The sequence below is a fragment of the Gemmatimonadaceae bacterium genome, from assembly GCA_036496605.1.
In the GTDB taxonomy this organism is placed as follows: Bacteria; Gemmatimonadota; Gemmatimonadetes; order Gemmatimonadales; family Gemmatimonadaceae; genus AG2.
This window is the reverse complement of record DASXKV010000037.1, coordinates 1-19,340: the sequence shown is the minus strand read 5'-3', so window position 1 is coordinate 19,340 and position 19,340 is coordinate 1. Positions and strand designations below refer to the sequence as shown.

Sequence of the window (19,340 nt, the reverse complement as noted above, 5' to 3'; positions counted from 1 at the left end):
TGGGTGGTTAGTGTTTGGTGATTACGATCTACGAACAACCAACTACCAACAACCAATAACCACGAACAACCAGCAACGAACAACCATCTACACTGGCAGTCCCTGTTCCAACAAACCTAATTCCGGCATCGCAGCGCTCAGGCGACGGTGCAGCTCGCGGCTCGCGGCGTCCGCAGTGCTTGCCTTGAGCGCGGCCTTCGCGGCTTCCTCGGCGGTCGCGGCCGAGATGCCACGCACGATGCGCTTGACGAGCGACACCGATCGCGGCGACACGCTCAGCTGCCTAACGCCGAGCCCGATCAGCGCGAACGCCATCAGCGGCTGCGACGCCATCTCGCCGCACACGGCGACCTCGAGGCCCGCGCCCTCGCCAACCTGCACGGTCCGCTCGATGAGGCGAAGGACGGCGGGATGCAACGGCGTGAAGCGAGAAGACAGGTTCGCATTGCCGCGATCGACGGCGAGCGTGTACTGCACCAGATCGTTGGTCCCGATGCTGAAGAACGCGACATCGCCGTCGCGCGTGAACGTGTCGGCGGCAACCGCGGCGGCGGGCGTCTCGATCATCACGCCTAACGGGACGTCGCGGCGCACGGTGACGCCGCGGCGCTCGAGCTGGCTCGCGGCCTCCTCGAGCAGCGCACGTGCTCCGAGCACTTCGTCGAGCGTGACGACGAGCGGAAGCATGATGCGCACGTCGCCATGCGAGGCGGCACGAAGCAGCGCGCGCAACTGGGTGCGGAACAGCTCCGGCTTGTCGAGGCACATCCGGATCGCGCGCCAGCCGAGAAATGGATTCGGCTCGCTCGGATAGCCGCCAACGGGCAGTTTATCGCCGCCGATGTCGAAGGTGCGAATCACAACGGGCTTGCCCCCGAACGCCTCGACGACTTTCCGGTAGGCGCGATATTGCTCGTCCTCGTCAGGCATCGTCGCGCGCCCGAGGACGAGGAACTCGGTGCGCATCAGACCAACGCCCTCGGCGCCGCTCGACGCGGCAAGGTCGGCCTCCTCGGGCAGGTCGACGTTCGCGCGCAGAGTGACGTGCACGCCGTCGGTCGTGATCGACTCGAGCGACGCGAGCCGCTGCAGCTCCGCTTCGGCAACCTTCTCCTGCCGGTCGCGCTCGCGATAGGACTCGATGTCGGCATGCGACGGGTCGATCGCGAGCACACCGGTCGAGCCGTCGAGAATCGCGTGTTCGCCGCCGCGCAGCTCGCTCGTCGCATCGCGCAACCCGACGATCGCCGGCAAGTTGAGCGAACGCGCAAGTATCGCGACGTGCGACGTGCGCGTTCCCGCGTCGGTGGCAATGGCAACGATCGATTTGCGATCCAGCTGAACCGTCAGGCTCGGCGTCAGATCGTGGGTGACGAGAATCGCCCTCCCGCCGGATGGGATGTCGATCGGGTCGTGGCCGAGCAGGAGTGAGAGCACGCGGATGTGCACGTCGGTGAGGTCGCCGACGCGCTCACGGACCATGGGACTCGCCGCGCGCGCGAAGCGCTGCCGCGATTCGACCATCTGGATGTCAAACGCTTTCTCGGCGGCGAGATTCTGGTGAATGAGCTCCTCGACGCCCCGCGTGAGATCCGGGTCGTCGAGAATCGAGAGCTGCACCTCGAAGATCGCGGCCTCTTCGCGCCCCACCGTGCTTTCGACGCGCGTACGGATCTGGCGCAAGCGTTCCTTCGCCGCCTCGAGCGCGTTGTGAAATCGCGTCAGCTCGGCGGGAATGCCGTCGTCGGGAATGATACGATGTGCGACGTCCGGTACCTCCCAGCGCAGCAGCTGGACGGTGCCGACGACGATTCCCGGAGACGCGCCAATCCCCACGAGCTTCCGCTTCACCTGGATACCTCCGAGTCAACTCTCGCCAAACTTGCTCCCGATCAACTTCTCCAGTGCATCCAACGCTTCCTTCGCGTCCGGTCCTTCCGCCTTGAGTTGCAGCGTCGAGCCGCATTCAGCCGCCAGCATCATCACGCCCATGATACTCTTTCCGTTGACCTCGAGCTCATCGCGGACGACGGTAATCTCAGCGTTGTACTTTGCGGCCAACTTCACAATCTCCGCCGCCGGCCTGGCATGCAATCCCGCTTTGTTGACAATCTGAACGATACGCTCGGGCATCAGTGGGCCACGGAGAAGAGGGCGAACCCTGCGAGGATGAACAGCGCGAGACGCCAACCTTCGATTCGACCGTGCAGGCGAACGAGCAGGAGCGCGGCGACGATGACGGCAGTCAGCACGAAGCCGAGCAACACGCGTCCGGGCCCAATCACGCGATAGAGAGCGAGGGGGATCGCGAAGCCGGTCGCAAGTGCCGCGAGCCGTCCGATGTGTAGTGGACCATTTCGCAGCACCGGATTCGCCAGTGCCGACGCGACCCGCAGCCCGTTGTTCCAACCCGTGCGTAATCCCCACAACCGGAGCCCGAAGTGTCCGAGGTTGTAGGAGCCGAGAAACACACTCAGGACCAGCACCGGTCCGCCGCCAAGACCAAACACCGCGAGCGCGACCAGGCTACAAAAGGGCAGCCAGCCCGCCCACACCAACCGATCGCCGACACTGCCAAGCGGCCCGCACAACGCAGTACGAAAACGCTCAATCCGCTCCGGCGGCTCGCCATCGAGCTCCGCGCGCGCGAGCGCACCGACCGCGACGGACGCGAGGTATGGATGCGCGTTGAAGTACTTGCTCTCGCGAGCCAACGCCTGCTTGAAATGCTCGCTGTGCACGCCCTCGGGCAGAAGCCGTAGCGCAGGCTCGAGACAGAAGCCGATACCATTGCCGAGCAGGATCTCGTAGTTCCACGAACCCTGAATCGCGAGCAGACGCAGGAAAATGGCGGCCTGCGTTCGGATCGGCAGTGCGGTACGTCGCTCTGGTTGGGGCATGGGGGCGATCGCTGGCGCGGTCATAGGACTGTCATCACGCCGAGCCCCACGACGACGCCGCAGAGAAAGAGCCAACGCGCGCCGCTGACGCCATGGAAAATCTTGAGACCGGCGCTCACGGCCACGCTTGCGGCCACGGTGACGACGACGGCGCGAGAGATTCGCGCATCGGTGCTCCATGCGCCGATCGCGGCCGTCGTTAGCGGCGCGAAGACCGCGTACGAGATCGCGGCGAGGAAACCACCACGCAGGAGATCGGCGGTCATGCAGAGGAGCTGCAGATCGATCACCGCACCGCGCGCTCCGGCATCCAATGCCGAGCGACGTCGCGCAGCCCAGTAGGCGTTGCGCTCGCGCAGCTTCACCATCGTCCAGCCGCCGACCCACGCCGTTGCCAGCGACGCGATCATCGACATCTCCATCGCGCCGGCGGGATGGCTCGAATGCGTGGCGAAGATCGCGCCGCCGACGACGGCCGCCGACCCCCACTCGGGGTATCGCGACGCGCCGAATGGCAGCGTCTCCAACGCGATCAATTCCAGCGCTGCACCGACGAGGAGTCCGCTCAGTGAATGGCCGATCAGTGTCCCCGCGAGCGTCGCCGCCACGAGCGGACGCGAGATCATCGCTTGCGGAAAGCTGACGACATCGAGGCCCAGGAGTCCGCCAAGGAGCGCGATCGGTAGCAGATCGATCCACATCAGCTGGCGACTCCCGCGAGGATGTCGTCGAGTGGCACCGGACGGGCGCCGGGCACGTCCTGGGCCGAGACCGCGGCACCGAGCGTTGCAATCTCGCGCAACGCCGACTCCTCGTCGTTGTTCAAGAACACATATCGCAGGCGTTGCGTGCGTCCGGCACGATGGTGGATGCCCCCGATGTTGACACTCGTGATTCCACCCGCGTCGACGAGCCGGCGCATCGTGTCGATATCACCGGTGAGGAGGATCCCCTGTCGCGCGTCGCTCCGAAGGCGCGGCAGCTCCGCGACCGCCTGCTCGACGTTCAGGAAATACACATCCATCTCCGGCGGCACACCCATGCGGTAGAGCTCCTGCTCCCACTCGCTGGCCGCGACTTGGTCGTCGACGAGGACGATGAAGCGGATGTCGAGCGGCTGCCCCCAGCCGACCACGACCTGCCCATGAATCAGCCGATCGTCGATACGGTGCAGGACGAGGGTCACGCCTGTTTGACCGCTCCGGCGGCGCCGACGACGGTGATGGCGACTCGTCCGCGTTCAGCGGAGTGACGTGCCGCATCGACCGCGGGCATCTGATCGGCGAAGACGAAGTCGAGCAGCGTCGGCAGGTTCACACCCGCGATGAGCACGGCGTCGTCGGCGCCGCGCAGAATGCGCCGCGCCGCCATCGTGCAACTGCCCGCCTGCAGGTCGGTGAAGATCACCTTCACGCCGCTTTCCTGCATGCGCTCGCGAATGAGCTTCTCGATGTCCTCCGCGCACAAACCAGGCACGGCGACGGGAATCAACTGCGCGCCGCGCCCGGTGATGACGTCGACCGCAGACACCAGACCGCTGGCGAAGTCGCCGTGGCCGGCGACGATCGCGCGGGGCACCGGTCTGATCTCATCGTCCGGCGCTCGATCACTCATAGTCCTCCTGCAAGTAACGACGGACTTCGGAGGCGGCGCGCATCGTCTTCATCAAACGGTCATTGAACCGTTCGGCCGGATCTATACCACTGTACTTGAGCAAATGGTTCATGGCGATTACTTCGGAAATGACAGTAATGTTTTTTCCTGGATTCAGCGGCACCGTGATCTTTGGTAACGTAACATCCAGGATCGTAGTGCCCTCGCGATCGAGCCCGGTGCGGTCGATGACGAGCTCGGGATCCCAGTCCACGAGCTCGACGACGACCTCGATGCGCTTCTGCTGCCTAACGGCGCGGATGCCGAACACCGACGGCACGTCGACGAGCCCGACGCCGCGGACCTCCATGTAATGACGCTGCAGCTCGTGCCCGCGTCCCAGAAGGACCTCGGCACCGCGTCGCGTGACCATGACGACGTCGTCGGCAACGAGCCGGTGCCCGCGTTCGACCAGGTCGAGCACGCACTCGGATTTGCCGATGCCGCTCCGGCCGATGAACAACAATCCGACACCAAAAACGTCGCAGAGCGAGCCGTGAAGCGTCGTCGTCGGTGCAAATTCCTCCTCGAGCCAGGGCTTGATGCGCGTGTAGAACTCATTGGTCTTGAGTCGCGAGCCGATGATCGGCACACCGGCGCTCGCCGCCAGCTCCATCATCTCCGGGGGCGGCTGCTGGCCTTTCGTGACGAACACCGCCGGAATCGGAAACGAGAAGAACGTTCCGAGGATTTCACGACGCTCGACGTCGGACCTCGACGCGAGGTAGCTGATCTCCGTCTCGCCGAAGACCTGCAACCGGTGCGCGGGAAATCGCTCGACGTATCCCGCGAGAACGAGACCGGGACTCGAGACATTGGCGCTGACGATCTCGCGTTCGAGGCCAGTGGCATCGAGTGCCTCCAGAGCGAGAACGTCGCGGAGCCGGTCGATAAGCCGGCCGACGGTGAGCTTGACCTTCACACCCTGGCAAGCTTGCGGCGCATCCGCGACTTCGCGACGCGCCGTCGTCCTGACGTCGTTTTCCGTACGCGCTTCACTTGCGCGCCCAGCTTGCCTAACGCCACGGTGAGCGCGGGACCGAAATATCGTGCTTCGCCGCGGGCCACCAATCGCCGCCCGCGCGGTGCGTGCAGCTCGAGCTCCACGCGCCGCGTCGGTCCGTCCTCTTCCACACGAACGATCGCATCGACAGCGCGACCCAGTCGCGCGACGATCTTGCGGAGCGACGCGTCCGCGCGCTGCTGCAAGCGCGGAGAGATATCGGCATGATGGGCGTGAAAGATGATCTCCATGTGCTCCTCGACAGCGGGACCGACACTACGTGCTACTGTACGAACGGCGAGCGACACGAAACACATGCGCAGAGGGCGTCGCGACGACGCGCGCCAGATGGGCAGCCGTTTCCTCCGCCGCACGCTCCCAGGTGAACGTCTCGGCGAAGGCGCGCGCCGAGCGCCCGAGTTGCTCGACGAGCTCTCGCGAGGCCGCAACCCGATCGAGGGCCGCCGCCATCGCCAGGTTGTCTCCGTGCGGTACGAGATAGCCGGTCTCCTCATTGCGAACGGACTCGCGAATGCCCGGAGAGTTGGATGCGACGACAGGGGTCGCGCAGGCGGCGGCCTCGAGATTCGTGATGCCCCACCCTTCCTTCGGAGAGGCAAAGACCAATGCCCACGCGCGACGCAACAAGGCGAGCTTCTCATGCTCCGATATACGCCCAAGAAACCGCACGCGGTCGCCGAGGTCAAGCGAACGGGCGAGCGCTTCGAGGCTGGGGCGATAGTCCCCCGCACCGGCGATCTCGAGCGTGGCCTCTCGATTCCGCATCGCCGCGAAAGCGCGAATCACGTAATGCACTCCCTTGTACTTCTTGAGCCGGCCGAGGTAGGCAAACGCGGGCTGAGGGCTGCGGGCTCCGGGTGCCGGACTATATCCCTCGGTATCGATACCCGGGTAGATCACCTCGATGCTCTCGCGCGGAATGCCGCGTCGAGCGAGGTCGTCAGCCGTGCTCTGACTGATCGCCTCGAAGGGAACTCCGCGGTACATGCGCGCCAATGGACGTTCGGCGAGCCACACGGCGGCCGCGAGAGGAGCGGCCAGCTCCTGAAACACCGTACCGCCGAATAGATGCGGCACGAGCGCGACGACGCGACGAATGCCGCGCCATCGCGGCGTGTACAACGGAATCTTGTTCACGTCCTCGACGACGACGTCCAGCGAAGGCGCGACGTCGCCGAATACGCGATCGAAGTAACGACGAGCGAGGAGTGGAAAGCTGTGGCGCGTCCCGACGCGGTGCACCTCGATGCCGTCGAGGCGTGCGCGTGGTGGACAGCCTGGCCAGCCACCACACAGGAGCGTGATCTCGTGCCCCGCGGCGGCAAGACGGCCGAAGATTTCATGCATGTGAATCTCGGCGCCACCGGCCTGAGGATTCTCGCGGTCCTGCCAGTTGACGAGCAGGACGCGCACTAGATCCGTCCCATGCGCCGGGCCAGAGCGTCGAGGACTCCGTTCACGAACTTCGCGCTCTGTACGCTGCCGTACCGTTCGGCGAGCTTCACGCCTTCCTGAATCACGACGCGCGGCGGCGTCTTGCCACCATAGAGCTCGGCGGCGCCCATGCGCAACACCGATCGCTCGACGACGCCGAGCCGGTCGAGACGCCAGTTCGTGGTCACTTCGGCGAGCTCCTCGTCCAACTCGTGGCCGTGCTGCGCCACGGTATGTACGAGGGTGCCGGCGATCTTGCGTTCTTCCTGCGGAACGGCAAGATCGTCCCAGATCTGGCTCGCCACGCGCTCCAGCCCCTGCTCGCCGCGCAGGTCCCAAGCGTAGAGAGCCTGGAGGACACGTGCGCGTGCTCTCGTTTCAACTCTCGTCCGCGGCATCGAGTCGGTCGAAAAGGTCGGCCATCTCGAGCGCGGCCAGTGCCGCGTCCCAACCCTTGTTGCCGTGCTCACCGCCGGCGCGGGCTTCGGCCTGCGCCATCGTATCGCAAGTGAGGAGCCCGAAGCCAACCGGCGTCTCGAATGCCGAGGCGGCGTCGGCGAGCCCACGCGATGCTTCGCCGGCGACATAATCGAAGTGCGGGGTGTCGCCGCGCACGACGGCGCCAAGGGCAACCAGCGCGTCGTAGCGCTCGGTGGCGAGGAGCCGGCGCACGGCGGCCGGCAGCTCCCACGCACCGGGCACCCAGACGACGTCGACGTCATCGGCGGCGGCGCCATGCCTAACGAGCGCGTCGAGCGCGCCGTCGACGAGCTTTTGCGTCACCGTCTCGTTGAATCGGCTGGCAACGACCACGAAGCGTCGCCCGTGTCCAGTTGGCGACCCGCTGAACTCGGCCATTCAGTTAGACCGCCGGCCGCCCGCCATCAACATTTCAGTTGCACTAAGTAGGTAGAAAAAAGTCCTGCTGTTGCAAAACTCTTCGTTCTTCGCGGAATTTCGCGACGAGCCAAAGGCGGCCGCTGAAACCCCTGACAGGGCCCTGAACCCGCTGACGGGCTCCGCGCGCCGAGAAGGCTCCGCGCCCGGTGGCGTTTTGAATTTGTGAATGCGTCGCGAGGCTTCCCTGATCGTTGGAAGCTTCCCGAGGCACTCAAAAAAGAACCCATCTGTTACTTGGTGCATGGAGCAGTCCCTGCCGGGGAGCGAGTCAGTGGTTTCAGCGCAGTGTCAGTGGTTTCAGCGGCCCCGCTGACCTCAACCGTTCCGGAAATTCGCGGAAGATCCGGGCTTTCGTGTATCTGCTTAGGAGGCCAGCAGGTGGCCGAGCTTGTCGCGCTTCGTGCGCATGTACCCCGCGCTCTCGCTGTGCTCCGGCTGAACGATGGGAACACGGTCGTGCACGCGAAGGCCGTAGCCCTCGAGCCCGACGAGCTTGCGCGGATTGTTGGTGATGGGCCGGATCGAATGCAGCCCGAGATCGAGCAGGATCTGCGCACCGATGCCGTAGTTCCGCAGATCGGGCTTGAATCCGAGCTGCTCGTTCGCCTCGACCGTGTCGGCGCCGTGATCCTGCAGCTCGTACGCTTTGAGCTTGTTGAGCAAACCGATACCGCGCCCTTCCTGATCGAGATAGACGATGACGCCGCGCCCCTCGACGGCGATCATCTGCATCGCCGTGTCGAGCTGCCAGCCACAATCGCAGCGCAGCGAGTGGAAGACGTCGCCCGTTAGGCACTTGGAGTGCATTCGGACTAGTATATCTTCGCCCTCTCCCACTTCGCCAAACACCAGCGCGACGTGCTCGTGCTCATCCACGTCATTACGATAGCCGACGATCCGCCACTGACCATGGTCGGTCGGAAGCCGAGCCTCGGCGATGCGGTGGACGAGCCGTTCGGTCTTCAGGCGATGCGCAACGAGCTGCGCAACCGTGATGAAGCTGATGCCGTACTCGCGCGCAAAATGCTCGAGGTGCGGGCGGCGCGCGGCCGAACCGTCTTCGTTCAGGATCTCGCAGATCACGCCCGCGGCCCTGAGTCCGGCGAGCCGCGCGAGATCGATGGCTGCTTCGGTGTGTCCGACGCGTTGCAACACACCGCCTTCTCGCGCGCGAAGCGGAAACACATGCCCGCCGTGGTGCAGGTCGGCGGCCGTCGTATCGGGATCGACGGCGACGCGAATCGTGGTCGCGCGATCCTGCGCGCTGATGCCCGTCGTCACGCCAAATCGAGCCGACGCGTCGATGCTCACCGTGTATGCCGTGCGATACGCATCGAGACTCGACTCGGCCATCGGCGAGAGCCCGAGCTGATCGACACGGTCACCAGCCATGGCCAGACAGATCAAGCCGCCGGCCTTCTTGATCATGAAGTTCACCATCTCCGGCGTCACGAGCTCCGCGGCACAAATGAGATCACCCTCATTCTCGCGGTCCTCGTCGTCGGCCACGATCACGAACTTGCCGGCGCTGATGTCGCGAATGGCTTGCTCTACAGTTGCGAAAGAAGACATGGAATCGAAATGGAAAAATGCCTAGCCCCTATTTGTAGGCGCCGAGTAGTCGTTGTACATACTTGCCAATCATGTCCGCTTCGACGTGAACCTCGTCGCCCTCGCCCAACGTGTCGAGTGCCGTATGGCGCAGCGTGTACTCGATGAGCGAGAGTTGCACGACGTCCGCGCCCGGCAGGTCGTTGATGGTCAGGCTCACGCCATCGACCGCAATCGAGCCCTGACGCACCATAAGGTCGGCGAGGCCCGCTGGGAGGGCAAGATCAATCAAACGTGCATCACCCACCGTCCGCACGCCGGTGACGCGAGCCACCCCGTCGACGTGTCCCTGGACCATGTGGCCGCCAAAGCGGTCCCCAGCGCGAATTGCCCGCTCCAGGTTGACGCGTCGTCCGGGCCGCCATTCGCCCATCGTCGTCCGCCCCAGGGTCGTGATCACCGCGGCAGCGCTAAACCAATGCGCCCCGCGGCCGCGCACCGTGAGGCACGTACCGTTCACGGCGATGCTTTCGCCTTCCTCGAGGTCATCGTATTGGCAGCGGATGCGAAACTCCCTGCCCGCTGCAACTGGCGTGATGCGCTCGATCGTGCCGACGTCGTCGACGAGGCCGGTGAACACTACTGATCTCCGAAGGCGTAGGTGGTTTTCAGGTCGTCGCCGAATGTGGCCCGCACGATGACGGGAAGTCGCGCGAGCGACTCGGCCGTCGCCGGCGAGACATAGGCGAACGCGTTCAGAGCGCCCGCGCCGAGGACGACTGGAGCCTGAAAGATAACGAGCCGGTCTACCAATGCCTGCGCAATGAGCGACGCGGCCAGGCGCGCACCACCTTCGACGAGCAGCGCGCGCACGCCGTCTGCCGCAAGCGCGACGATCGCGGATTGGAGAGTTTCGTGAACGCGAACGTCGACGCCGGCCGTGCTCAGCGCCTCACGACGCATCGAGTCGGCGCGCCGCGCAATGATGATCGTCGGCACGAGCCGCGCGCTGCGCACGATCGCGGCCCCTACGGGCGTCCGGAGCTCCGAATCGAAGATGATCCGTCGCGGCGCAACGCGCGGCGGCGGCCCCTCGCGCACGGTGAGGAGTGGATCGTCGGCGAGCACCGTTCCCACCCCAACGGCAATGGCATCCATCCCGGCGCGCATGTGGTGCACTTCGCGCCGTGCTTCAGCGCCCGTGAGGAAGTTTCCCGCGGCGCCGCGCGTCCGATCCGCGCTCGCGATCGCGCCATCGAGCGACATCGCGAGCTTGAGCGTGACCCAGGGGCGATTGCTGGCGAATCGGTGGAAGAATGGCGCGTTCTGTTCACGCGCGGCACTGCGCTCGAGACCGACGTCGAGCGGGATCCCTGCGGCGCGCAACCGTGTCGCGCCGCCCGCCGCCTCTGGATTGACGTCCTCCGTAGCCGCAACGACCCGCGCGATGCCGGCGGCGACGATCGCGTCGGCACAGGGTGGCGTTTTGCCGTGGTGGGCGCAGGGCTCGAGCGTCACATACAGCGTGGCGCCGCGTGCGCGATCGCCGGCCTCTCGCAGCGCTGCGATTTCCGCATGCTCTTGGCCGTACCGCGCGTGGAACCCTTCACCGACGACCTGTCCCTCGCGAACGACGACGGCGCCGACCATGGGGTTCGGCGCCGTGTGGCCCCAGCCGCGGCGGGCGAGGTCGAGCGCCCGACGCATGTACGCGCGATCGTCCTCGCGTTCCTGCGCCGGGCGTTCGTTAGGCATCGGTCATCAGAATCCGATCCGCACGCCGAGCGAACCGTACAGACGCGACTTGTCGGCCGCGCCGCCGCTGAAGGTGTTGTAGGTGCTCACGGAGCCACCCGTCACCTGGCCGACTTCGGCGACGATCTTCGCGATGATGAAATTGAGCGAGCCGTCGACGAAGTAGTTGGTCCTCGTCATGCTCTGCTTCACCAGCACGGGTTGCGACTGCACCGCAACGGGGTTCGTCACCGTGCCTTGAATCGTTGCCGACTGATCGTAGCTGTCGCGTCCAATGCCGGCGGCAAGGCTGAACAGAATGAGACTCTTGCTCGCCGTTAGGCGCCATGCATTTGTCTTGACCGAAGCGTCCCGCACACTCACGTCGACGCCGGATGATGTGCCGATGATCGTCGTCGTCGGCAGATCACGTCGAAGGTATGTCACCGAGACGCCCGGCGTGAGCAGCGATTCCTGAATGATCCCAACGCGTGCGCCGACGCCGATGTTGAGACTCTGATTCGGCTTGACCTGCACTGCGTCATTGGGACCGCCCACCGTCGGGATGTAACTCGCGCTCAACAGGAGGTCGACACCGCCGACATTCGTGAGCCCGAGCGAGAGTCCCTTGAAGATGCCAATCCCGGCGTCGACCGTCGGCAGGCCGACGAACTGCGACTTCGTCGGCAGCGTGTGCGACTGCCGGCCGCTCGTGCTGGGCTGCGGAAACTTCTGGACGTCGGGGAGATCCCCATCGAGGACGTTCGCGCGCAACTCGAGCGCGAAATGTCCCAGCCCGCCGAGCGCGCCGCCCTGACCGAGCGTCGCATTGCCGCCGGTGAGCGCGATGCCAAGTTGCGGAGCGAGAAACTGAAACACGTCGTACGCCATCTGACAAGCATCCTGCGAGATCGTATTCGGATCGAGGCCGCCCGTGCCGGCAGGACAGCTCTTTTGTTGCGCCCGCGCATTGAACGACACGGCGGACAGCAAGACTGCTACGACTGCAATGCGAAGTCTCATCTCGATCTCCTAATTGAGAATCACCCGGCCCGTCCCTCGTACGACACGCCCGAGGCGCCAGGCCCCTACCCTTTCTGACTGTGCGGCCCGGATGATCGTTTCACCATCGGCCGCCGCGGCAATCACCACCATCCCTACGCCCATGTTGAATGCGCGAAACATCTCGTCGCGCGCCACTGCTCCGGCCTGTTGCAGTTGCCTGAACAGATTGGGGATTTCCCAACTCCTGGTGTCGATGTCCGCGTCGAGCGTCGAGGGCAACGCGCGGTTCACGTTCCCGGGAAGGCCTCCACCGGTGATGTGGGCCATAGCGTGAATCGTGCCCAGCACGGGACGCAGCGTCGGGAGATACGAACGATGCACGCGCAGCAACACGTCGGCGGCAGTAGCCGATTCACCCGGAAAGGGATCAGTCGGCCCAAGCCGCATGCGTTCCGCCACGATACGGCGCGCGAGCGAGTATCCGTTGGTGTGCAGTCCACTGCTCGCGAGTCCGATCAACACGTCTCCTTCCCGCACACGATCGGGGCCGATGATCGCGTCTTCTTCGACCCAGCCGACCACAAATCCGGCCAGGTCATAGTCCGGCGGCGTGTACACTCCCGGCATCTCCGCGGTCTCGCCACCGATGAGCGAACACTCATTCTCTCGGCATCCGGCGGCGACGCCGGCCACGACGGCCTCGGCAACCGCCGGCTCGAGCACACCGAACGCCACATAGTCGAGGAAGAACATCGGCCGCGCGCCTTGCACCAGAATGTCGTTCGTGCAGTGGTTCACGAGATCATGACCAATGCTATCGTGGCGACCGGCCTCGATCGCCACTTTGATCTTGGTGCCGACGCCGTCGGCGCTGGCGACGAGCACCGGGCGCTTCGCGTCGGACGGCATGCGGAACATCCCGCCGAATCCGCCGAAGCGTCCGCGCGCACCGGCGGTGAACGTCGATTCGACGAGTTGCTTGATGCGAGACTTCGCGTCATCCGCGGCGTCGATGTCGACGCCGGCACCACGATAGTCGAGCGCCCCCGGGACGTCGCTCACGCGTCCAACTCCTGCTCGAAGGTGACGAGACGATGGAATTCGCGCACCCGATCCGCGACGTCGGCCGGCTTCACCTCGAGCAAGCGCTCGATCGAGAATTTTTCGACGGCGAATGAGCCCATCGCCGAGCCGTACACGACGGCGCGGCGCAGGTTCCGTTCGGACAGGTCACCGCTCCGCGCGAGGTAGCCCATGAAACCGCCGGCGAAGGAATCGCCCGCGCCGGTGGGATCGAAGACGTCCTCGAGCGGATAGGCGGGCGCGAAGAATATTTCACGTTCGCTAAACATGAAGGCGCCGTGCTCGCCCTTCTTCACGATGACGAGCTTGGGCCCGCGACTCATGATCCAGCGCGCGGCCTTGATGAGGTTGTACTTCTCGGTGAGCTGCCGCGCCTCGGCGTCGTTGAGCGTGATGAGGTCGACGCGCGACAGGAGCTCCATCAGCTCGGGACGCCGGCTCTCGATCCAGAAATTCATCGTGTCGCAAGCCACGAGCTTCGGTTTCTCGACCTGTGTCAGCACGTCGAGCTGCAATCGCGGATCGATGTTGCCGAGGAAGACGAACGGCGCGCGCCGAAACTGCTCCGGGATCTTTGGCCGAAAATTGGAGAAGACGCCGAGGTGTGTCTCGAGCGTCTCGGCGACGTTCAGGTCGTGGCGGTAACGGCCGCGCCAGCGAAAGGATCGGCCCTCGGCGCGCTCGAGCCCCGCGAGATCGACGCCGCGCTGGGCCAGCGGCTCGAGCTTCTGCATGGGGTAGTCGTTCCCGACGACACCAACGAGCTGCACACCGGTGAGATGGCTGGCCGACGCCGAGAAAAACGTCGCCGAGCCGCCGAGAACGTCGTCGGCCTTGCCGAACGGCGTTTCAATCGAATCGAGAGCGACGGAGCCTACGACGAGAAGGGACATTGTCGATTGCCTAAGGTGTCATCCTGAGGAGCGCAGCGACGAAGGATCTACTGTCCTCAACGAGTGGTTTGCTTCTAACTATGTACAGTAGATCCTTCGCTTCGCTCAGGATGACAGAGGATGGTCACATTCGTTCCGGCGCGGTGATACCTAACGCGTGCAATCCATTGCGAATCACGATCTGCGAGGCACGCGCGAGCACCAGACGCGCCCGCATGATCGGCTCGGGCTCGTTCAGCACGTGCGACTTGTGATACCAGAGGTGGATCTTCTTCGCCGTCTCGAGGAGGTAGGTCGTTAGGCGCTGGGGCTCGAGAGCCTCCGCGGCACCGGCGAGCTCTCCCGGAAAGTCGAGCAGCGCTTTCATGAGCTCGTGCTCCTCCGGAAGGGACAACACGTCGAAGTCCACATCCTCGGCGCGAATCGACGCCACGTCGATCTCGCCGACGCGGAAGATCCCCGACATCCGCGCATGCGCCATCTGGACGTAATAGACCGGATTCTCCTCCGACTGCGACCGCGCGAGATCGATGTCGAACGAGAGCGGCGAGTCGCCCTTTCGCATGAGGAAGAACCACCGTACCGCGTCACCACCGACTTCCTCGACGAGCTCGCGAATCGACACGATCGTGCCCGTGCGCTTCGAGAACTTCACCTCTTCTCCGCCGCGCATCAGCGACACCATCTGATGCAGGACGTAGTCGGGATAGCCCGCGGGAATGCCCATCTCGAGCGCCTGCAAGCCGACGCGCACGCGCGTCACCGTGCTGTGGTGGTCGGCGCCCTGAACGTTGATCGCGCGCGCGAAGCCGCGCTCCCATTTCGTTACATGGTATGCGACGTCGGGCACGAAATAGGTGAAATCGCTCCCGAACTGCGCGCTCTTTCGCATCACGCGATCCTTGTCGTCGCCGAAATCGGTCGTGCGCAGCCAGAGCGCGCCATCCTTCTCGTACGTATGTCCCGCCGCGACCAGACGCTCGACGGTCTTCTCGACACGTCCCGCCGTGTAGAGTGAGGACTCGAGGAAGTACACGTCGAACTTCACGCCGAACGTCTGCAGGTCGATGTCCTGCTCCTTGCGAAGCTCCTGTACGGTGAACTGCCGAATCGCATCGAGATCGGCTCCCGCACGATCATTGGGGTATTGGGCGACATAATGCTCGGCGATGTCGCGGATGTACTCGCCATGGTAGCCGTCCGGCGGAATCGCCGCGTCCTCACCGCCGAGTTGTCGAACACGCGCCTGAACGCTGCGTGCGAGATTATTGATCTGCGCGCCCGCATCGTTGTAGTAGAACTCGCGGCAAACGCGCCAGCCCGTCCACTCGAGCAACGACGCGATGGCGTCGCCTAACGCGGCCTGGCGACCGTGGCCGACGTGCAGCGGGCCCGTTGGATTTGCGGACACGAACTCGACGTTGACCGGTTTGCCGCCGCCAGCGTCGCTGCGTCCATACGATTCCCCGGCGTCGAGGAGCGCGGCGATACCGCTCGCGACGACGCCGACGTCCATTCGAAAATTGATGAAGCCCGGACCCGCCACTTCTGCGGTGCGAATCCCGGCCCGCTTGTAATCCATCGCCTTCAGCAGCGCCTGCGCGAGGTCGCGCGGCTTCGCCTTGAGTGGCTTCGCGAGGACGAGCGCCAGGTTCGTCGCCCAGTCGCCAAAGGCGGGATCGCGCGGCCGCTCCAGCGCGGGCTCGATGTTTTCAGGCGCACCGAGCGACCGCGCCGCTCGGGTGAGCTCGGCGCGAAGGAGATCGGTAGCGGTCATTACGTGCCGGACTTCGGAGTGCCTGACGAGGATGGCTTCTTTGCCGGCTTCGATTCGCTCGAAGGCTTCGTTTCCGCCGGCTTCGACTCGCTCGGCTTCGACTCGCCACTCTTCGATTCGCTCGAGGAACCGCCCGAGCTGTCACCCCCTTTCGACTCGCCCGAGTTCTTCGAATCGCTCCCGCTCGATTCCGGCGCCGCCTTCCGGTGAGCGTTCTTGCCGTAATCGGTGAGGTAGAAGCCTGAGCCTTTGAACAGCAGGCTCGCTCCTCCCGAGACGAGACGCATGGCCGGCTTGCCGCACACAGGACAGGCCAACTCCGACTGCGCGTCGCTGATCTTTCGGTAGAACTTTTCGAACTCGTGGCCGTCTGGACAACGGAATTCGTAAGTTGGCATTCAGCCGGGACTTAGGGGGGCGAACCGAAACTGTAAGCTAACCCGGCTGCCCCAGCGGGTTCAAGCTCGGCTCGGAAGAGCACGGGAGAAAACGACGAACGCGGCGCCGGGTCGGCGCCGCGTCGTGACAACGAACGATTCGCTGCTCGTTAGGTCGTCGCCGTTACCGTCGACGAGTCGTGGGTCGTGGTGCGTCGTCGTGACCGTTCGGGAGCGCCCAGGAGACGTTGATCCCAAACATCGTGTCGTCGGGATTGTCCGTCGCCACAGCGAAGCCGACCGAAGGCTGAATGACGAGCGAGGGCGTGATCTTGAAGCCTGCGCCGAAGCCAAAGAGGAAGTACGTGTCGCTCGCTGACCCTGGGAAGCCACTCACCGTTGCGCGAGTGTAACCGAGCGCAACCGACCCGTAGGGCAACAGCGAGACATTCCGGCTGAGCGGAAGCGACGTGCCGGCCGACACGCCACCCGTCATCGTCTGAGTGCGAATGTCAGCGCCGCCGGCATTCGGACCAAAGCCGAGACTCAGCGTCCCACCTGGGCAGAACTCCCAGTTTCGTGCCCCCTGGAGAGGCATCGAGTAGCCGAGCGCACCATTCATCGAGAAGGCGCTGCCTACCCCAGCTTGATAGTCCGTCAAGCCAACGGAGCCACCACCGAACAACCCTTCGCGATGGCCAGTGAGCAGACCGGCCCCGAGAGTTGTCGTGTGGTCCGTCAACGATGCCCCACCGCCGATGTGCATGGATCCGCGGAAAGGCAGATTTCCCTGACAGGCTTGCCCAGCGGCCACCGAAGACAAGAGTGCGACGCTGGCGGCTGCCCCGGCGAGAATTCGGTACAGCACGTGGCCTCCTAACTGGATGGGTTGGTTTGCGGCCAGCCAGGCGACTCCCGCCGAGATCTGCCGCGCACGTCCAATGGACGACGAGCCGGTCTCGGCAGTCACGAGTTATGCGTTTTGGGAATGCCCAACGCCGCTCGTAATGCAGCCAGTGGCGTTAGGTCGGTTGGTAGCGGCCCCACTCGCCAGCGAGCATGCCGGCAATCTCGCCGACCGTCGCGCGGAGCCGTACGGCATCGATAATCGCCGTCATCAAATGCGGTCTGCTTTGCGCCGGTGCGTCCGACGCATAGCAGACGGCCGCGGCGCGTAGCTGCTCGAGCGCGCGGCTGACAGCCAAACGATCGCGGTGTGCGCGGGCTTCACGTACGCGAGCAATTTGCTCGCGCTCCAGCGTCGAGTAGTCGGGAGTCGGCACGTCGGGCGGCTCGCGCCCGTCGTTGAAACGATTCAGGCCAACGACGACCGCGTCGCCACGCTCGACCCGAAGCTGAAACTCGTAGGCGCTGCGTGCGATCTCCTCCTGAAAAAAACCAGCGGCAATTGCCTTCGCGGCGCCCCCGAGCTCGTCGACGCGCGTGAGAAGCGCAAGCGCTTGCTTCTCCAGTTCGCTCGTTAGGTGTTCGACGTAGTAGCTCCCGCCCAATGGATCGGCGGTGGCCGCGGCTCCCGATTCGTACGCGATGACCTGCTGCGTTCGGAGCGCGAGTGTCGCCGCCTCCTCCGTCGGGAGCGCGAGCGCTTCGTCATAACCATTCGTGTGCAGCGACTGGGTGCCGCCCAGCACCGCGGCGAGTGCCTGGATTGCGACGCGCACGATGTTGTTCAGCGGCTGTTGCGCCTGCAAGGTCACGCCGCCGGTCTGCGTGTGGAATCGAAGCCGTGCGCTGGCGTCGCTCGCGCCGAACCGATCGCGCATCAGACGCGCATACATGCGCCGAGCCGCGCGAAATTTTGCCACCTCCTCGAACAAGTCGTTATGCGCGGCGAAAAAGAAGGAGAGGCGCGGCGCGAAGCGGTCGACGGGCAATCCCTCGTCGATCGCGCGAGCGACATACTCCATCGCGTTCGCGAAGGTGAACGCGAGCTCCTGCACCGCCGTCGCGCCCGCCTCGCGGATGTGATAGCCCGAGATCGAGATCGGATTCCAGTTAGGCACTTCTTCCGCACAGAATCGAAATACCTCGGCGATGAGGGCCAGGCTCGGCTCCGGCGGATAGATGTACGTGCCGCGGGCGATGTACTCTTTCAGGATGTCGTTCTGAATCGTGCCGCTGATGCGGTCTCGCGGAATCCCCCGTTCCTCGGCGACGACGATGTACATCGCGAGCAGCGTCGACGCAGTGGCATTTATCGTCATCGACGTGGAGACACGATCCAGCGGGATCTCGTCGAGCAGGACGTGCATGTCGTCGACCGTGTCGATCGCGGCGCCGACACGGCCCACTTCGCCGATCGCGCGTGAATCGTCGGAGTCGATCCCCATCTGCGTCGGCAGATCGAAGGCAACCGACAAACCGGTCTGGCCCGCCTCGAGAAGCAGCCGGAATCGACGATTCGTTTCGGCGGCGGTGCCGAAGCCCGCATACTGCCGCATCGTCCAGAGCCGGCCACGGTACATCGTTGGCTGAACGCCACGCGTGAAGGGGTACGAGCCCGGATCGCCGAGATCAGCGGCGTACGAGAAAAGGGCGTTGTCCGGCCGATAGACGGGATCGATTGGCAGCCCCGAGGGCGATTGGATCTTCTCGTCAGGCATCGGCGCTCGCGCCGGGTCGACGTGTTAATAACAGGAGCGGGTTTCGACCGGAGGCCGCTGACACCGCTGACACGGCGCTGAGACCGCTGACGCGCTCCGTGTACAGAGACAGCTCCGCGCCGAGTGATGTTTTGAATTTGTGAATGCACCGGGAGGTTTCCCTCAACGTCGGAAACTTCCCTAGGCACTCAAACAAGAAACCATCTGCTACTTGTTGCATGGGACCGTCCCTGCTGAGGAGCGAGTCAGCGGTTTCAGGGCCGTGTCAGCGGTTCTATGAGAGCGATTGTCAAGGGCGGACTTCGTCCGTGCGGATTGCGTGGGCGTTTTTTCCCGTGCAATCAGCCCTGATGGTTGCTTGGCGGACGAGATCGTCCGCTGCGAT

21 protein-coding genes are annotated in these 19,340 nt (G+C 64.6%); 1 reads left to right on the top strand and 20 read right to left on the bottom strand.

The genetic code is table 11. The features are described 5' to 3' along the window. Positions 1-87 precede the first annotated feature (87 nt). The 18 genes from ptsP to argS form a co-directional block, all read right to left on the bottom strand. A complete protein-coding gene (ptsP, locus tag VGH98_14920; GenBank protein ID HEY2377266.1) occupies positions 88-1,851 on the bottom strand; it encodes a phosphoenolpyruvate--protein phosphotransferase in 1,764 nt (587 codons plus the stop codon). 15 nt (positions 1,852-1,866) lie between these two features. Next, positions 1,867-2,133: an HPr family phosphocarrier protein gene (locus VGH98_14915; GenBank protein ID HEY2377265.1), complete on the bottom strand. Its 267-nt coding sequence runs from the start codon at positions 2,131-2,133 to the stop codon at positions 1,867-1,869. After that, positions 2,133-2,900 carry a PTS system mannose/fructose/sorbose family transporter subunit IID gene (locus tag VGH98_14910; protein ID HEY2377264.1) on the bottom strand — a complete coding sequence of 256 codons (768 nt, stop codon included), beginning with the start codon at positions 2,898-2,900 and terminating at the stop codon, positions 2,133-2,135. The genes VGH98_14915 and VGH98_14910 overlap by 1 nt, the downstream gene beginning before the upstream one ends. 20 nt (positions 2,901-2,920) lie before the next feature. Further along, positions 2,921-3,601 carry a PTS sugar transporter subunit IIC gene (locus VGH98_14905; protein HEY2377263.1) on the bottom strand — a complete coding sequence of 227 codons (681 nt, stop codon included), beginning with the start codon at positions 3,599-3,601 and terminating at the stop codon, positions 2,921-2,923. After that, a complete protein-coding gene (locus tag VGH98_14900) occupies positions 3,601-4,086 on the bottom strand; it encodes a PTS sugar transporter subunit IIB (protein ID HEY2377262.1) in 486 nt (161 codons plus the stop codon). The genes VGH98_14905 and VGH98_14900 overlap by 1 nt, the downstream gene beginning before the upstream one ends. After that, entirely contained in the window at positions 4,083-4,514 is a 432-nt protein-coding gene (locus VGH98_14895) for a hypothetical protein (GenBank protein ID HEY2377261.1), read from the bottom strand. The genes VGH98_14900 and VGH98_14895 overlap by 4 nt, the downstream gene beginning before the upstream one ends. Then, complete coding sequence (gene hprK / locus VGH98_14890; protein ID HEY2377260.1) at positions 4,507-5,475, bottom strand: HPr(Ser) kinase/phosphatase; 969 nt, start codon at positions 5,473-5,475, stop codon at positions 4,507-4,509. Before hprK ends, VGH98_14895 begins: the two co-directional genes overlap by 8 nt. Beyond that, positions 5,472-5,807: an HPF/RaiA family ribosome-associated protein gene (locus VGH98_14885; protein ID HEY2377259.1), complete on the bottom strand. Its 336-nt coding sequence runs from the start codon at positions 5,805-5,807 to the stop codon at positions 5,472-5,474. Before VGH98_14885 ends, hprK begins: the two co-directional genes overlap by 4 nt. Before the next feature lie 25 nt (positions 5,808-5,832). Then, positions 5,833-6,990 (bottom strand): glycosyltransferase family 4 protein, encoded by a 1,158-nt coding sequence (locus VGH98_14880; protein ID HEY2377258.1) that lies wholly within the window; start codon positions 6,988-6,990, stop codon positions 5,833-5,835. After that, positions 6,990-7,409: a transcription antitermination factor NusB gene (gene nusB, locus VGH98_14875; protein ID HEY2377257.1), complete on the bottom strand. Its 420-nt coding sequence runs from the start codon at positions 7,407-7,409 to the stop codon at positions 6,990-6,992. The genes VGH98_14880 and nusB overlap by 1 nt, the downstream gene beginning before the upstream one ends. Beyond that, positions 7,390-7,869: a 6,7-dimethyl-8-ribityllumazine synthase gene (gene ribH, locus VGH98_14870; GenBank protein ID HEY2377256.1), complete on the bottom strand. Its 480-nt coding sequence runs from the start codon at positions 7,867-7,869 to the stop codon at positions 7,390-7,392. The genes nusB and ribH overlap by 20 nt, the downstream gene beginning before the upstream one ends. 405 nt (positions 7,870-8,274) lie before the next feature. Continuing rightward, a complete protein-coding gene (locus VGH98_14865; protein HEY2377255.1) occupies positions 8,275-9,483 on the bottom strand; it encodes a bifunctional 3,4-dihydroxy-2-butanone-4-phosphate synthase/GTP cyclohydrolase II in 1,209 nt (402 codons plus the stop codon). Between the two features lie 28 nt (positions 9,484-9,511). Continuing rightward, positions 9,512-10,102, bottom strand: coding sequence for a riboflavin synthase (locus tag VGH98_14860; GenBank protein ID HEY2377254.1), 591 nt, complete (start codon positions 10,100-10,102; stop codon positions 9,512-9,514). Next, the gene (gene ribD / locus VGH98_14855) at positions 10,102-11,217 is read right to left on the bottom strand and encodes a bifunctional diaminohydroxyphosphoribosylaminopyrimidine deaminase/5-amino-6-(5-phosphoribosylamino)uracil reductase RibD (GenBank protein HEY2377253.1); all 1,116 of its coding nucleotides are present in this window, start codon (positions 11,215-11,217) and stop codon (positions 10,102-10,104) included. Before ribD ends, VGH98_14860 begins: the two co-directional genes overlap by 1 nt. Positions 11,218-11,223: 6 nt before the next feature. After that, positions 11,224-12,219: a hypothetical protein gene (locus tag VGH98_14850; GenBank protein HEY2377252.1), complete on the bottom strand. Its 996-nt coding sequence runs from the start codon at positions 12,217-12,219 to the stop codon at positions 11,224-11,226. Positions 12,220-12,228: 9 nt separating this feature from the next. After that, complete coding sequence (gene purM / locus VGH98_14845; protein ID HEY2377251.1) at positions 12,229-13,263, bottom strand: phosphoribosylformylglycinamidine cyclo-ligase; 1,035 nt, start codon at positions 13,261-13,263, stop codon at positions 12,229-12,231. Continuing rightward, the gene (locus VGH98_14840) at positions 13,260-14,177 is read right to left on the bottom strand and encodes a PfkB family carbohydrate kinase (GenBank protein ID HEY2377250.1); all 918 of its coding nucleotides are present in this window, start codon (positions 14,175-14,177) and stop codon (positions 13,260-13,262) included. The genes purM and VGH98_14840 overlap by 4 nt, the downstream gene beginning before the upstream one ends. A gap of 124 nt (positions 14,178-14,301) precedes the next feature. After that, entirely contained in the window at positions 14,302-15,954 is a 1,653-nt protein-coding gene (argS, locus tag VGH98_14835) for an arginine--tRNA ligase (protein HEY2377249.1), read from the bottom strand. A gap of 3 nt (positions 15,955-15,957) precedes the next feature. Between argS and VGH98_14830 the strand changes: the two genes are divergently transcribed. Then, positions 15,958-16,164 carry a hypothetical protein gene (locus tag VGH98_14830; protein HEY2377248.1) on the top strand — a complete coding sequence of 69 codons (207 nt, stop codon included), beginning with the start codon at positions 15,958-15,960 and terminating at the stop codon, positions 16,162-16,164. 351 nt (positions 16,165-16,515) lie between these two features. Here VGH98_14830 and VGH98_14825 read toward each other — a convergent pair whose 3' ends face one another. Both VGH98_14825 and VGH98_14820 read right to left on the bottom strand, forming a co-directional pair. Further along, positions 16,516-17,301, bottom strand: coding sequence for an outer membrane beta-barrel protein (locus VGH98_14825; GenBank protein ID HEY2377247.1), 786 nt, complete (start codon positions 17,299-17,301; stop codon positions 16,516-16,518). 52 nt (positions 17,302-17,353) lie between these two features. Continuing rightward, complete coding sequence (locus VGH98_14820; GenBank protein ID HEY2377246.1) at positions 17,354-18,955, bottom strand: methylmalonyl-CoA mutase family protein; 1,602 nt, start codon at positions 18,953-18,955, stop codon at positions 17,354-17,356. Positions 18,956-19,340 lie beyond the last annotated feature (385 nt).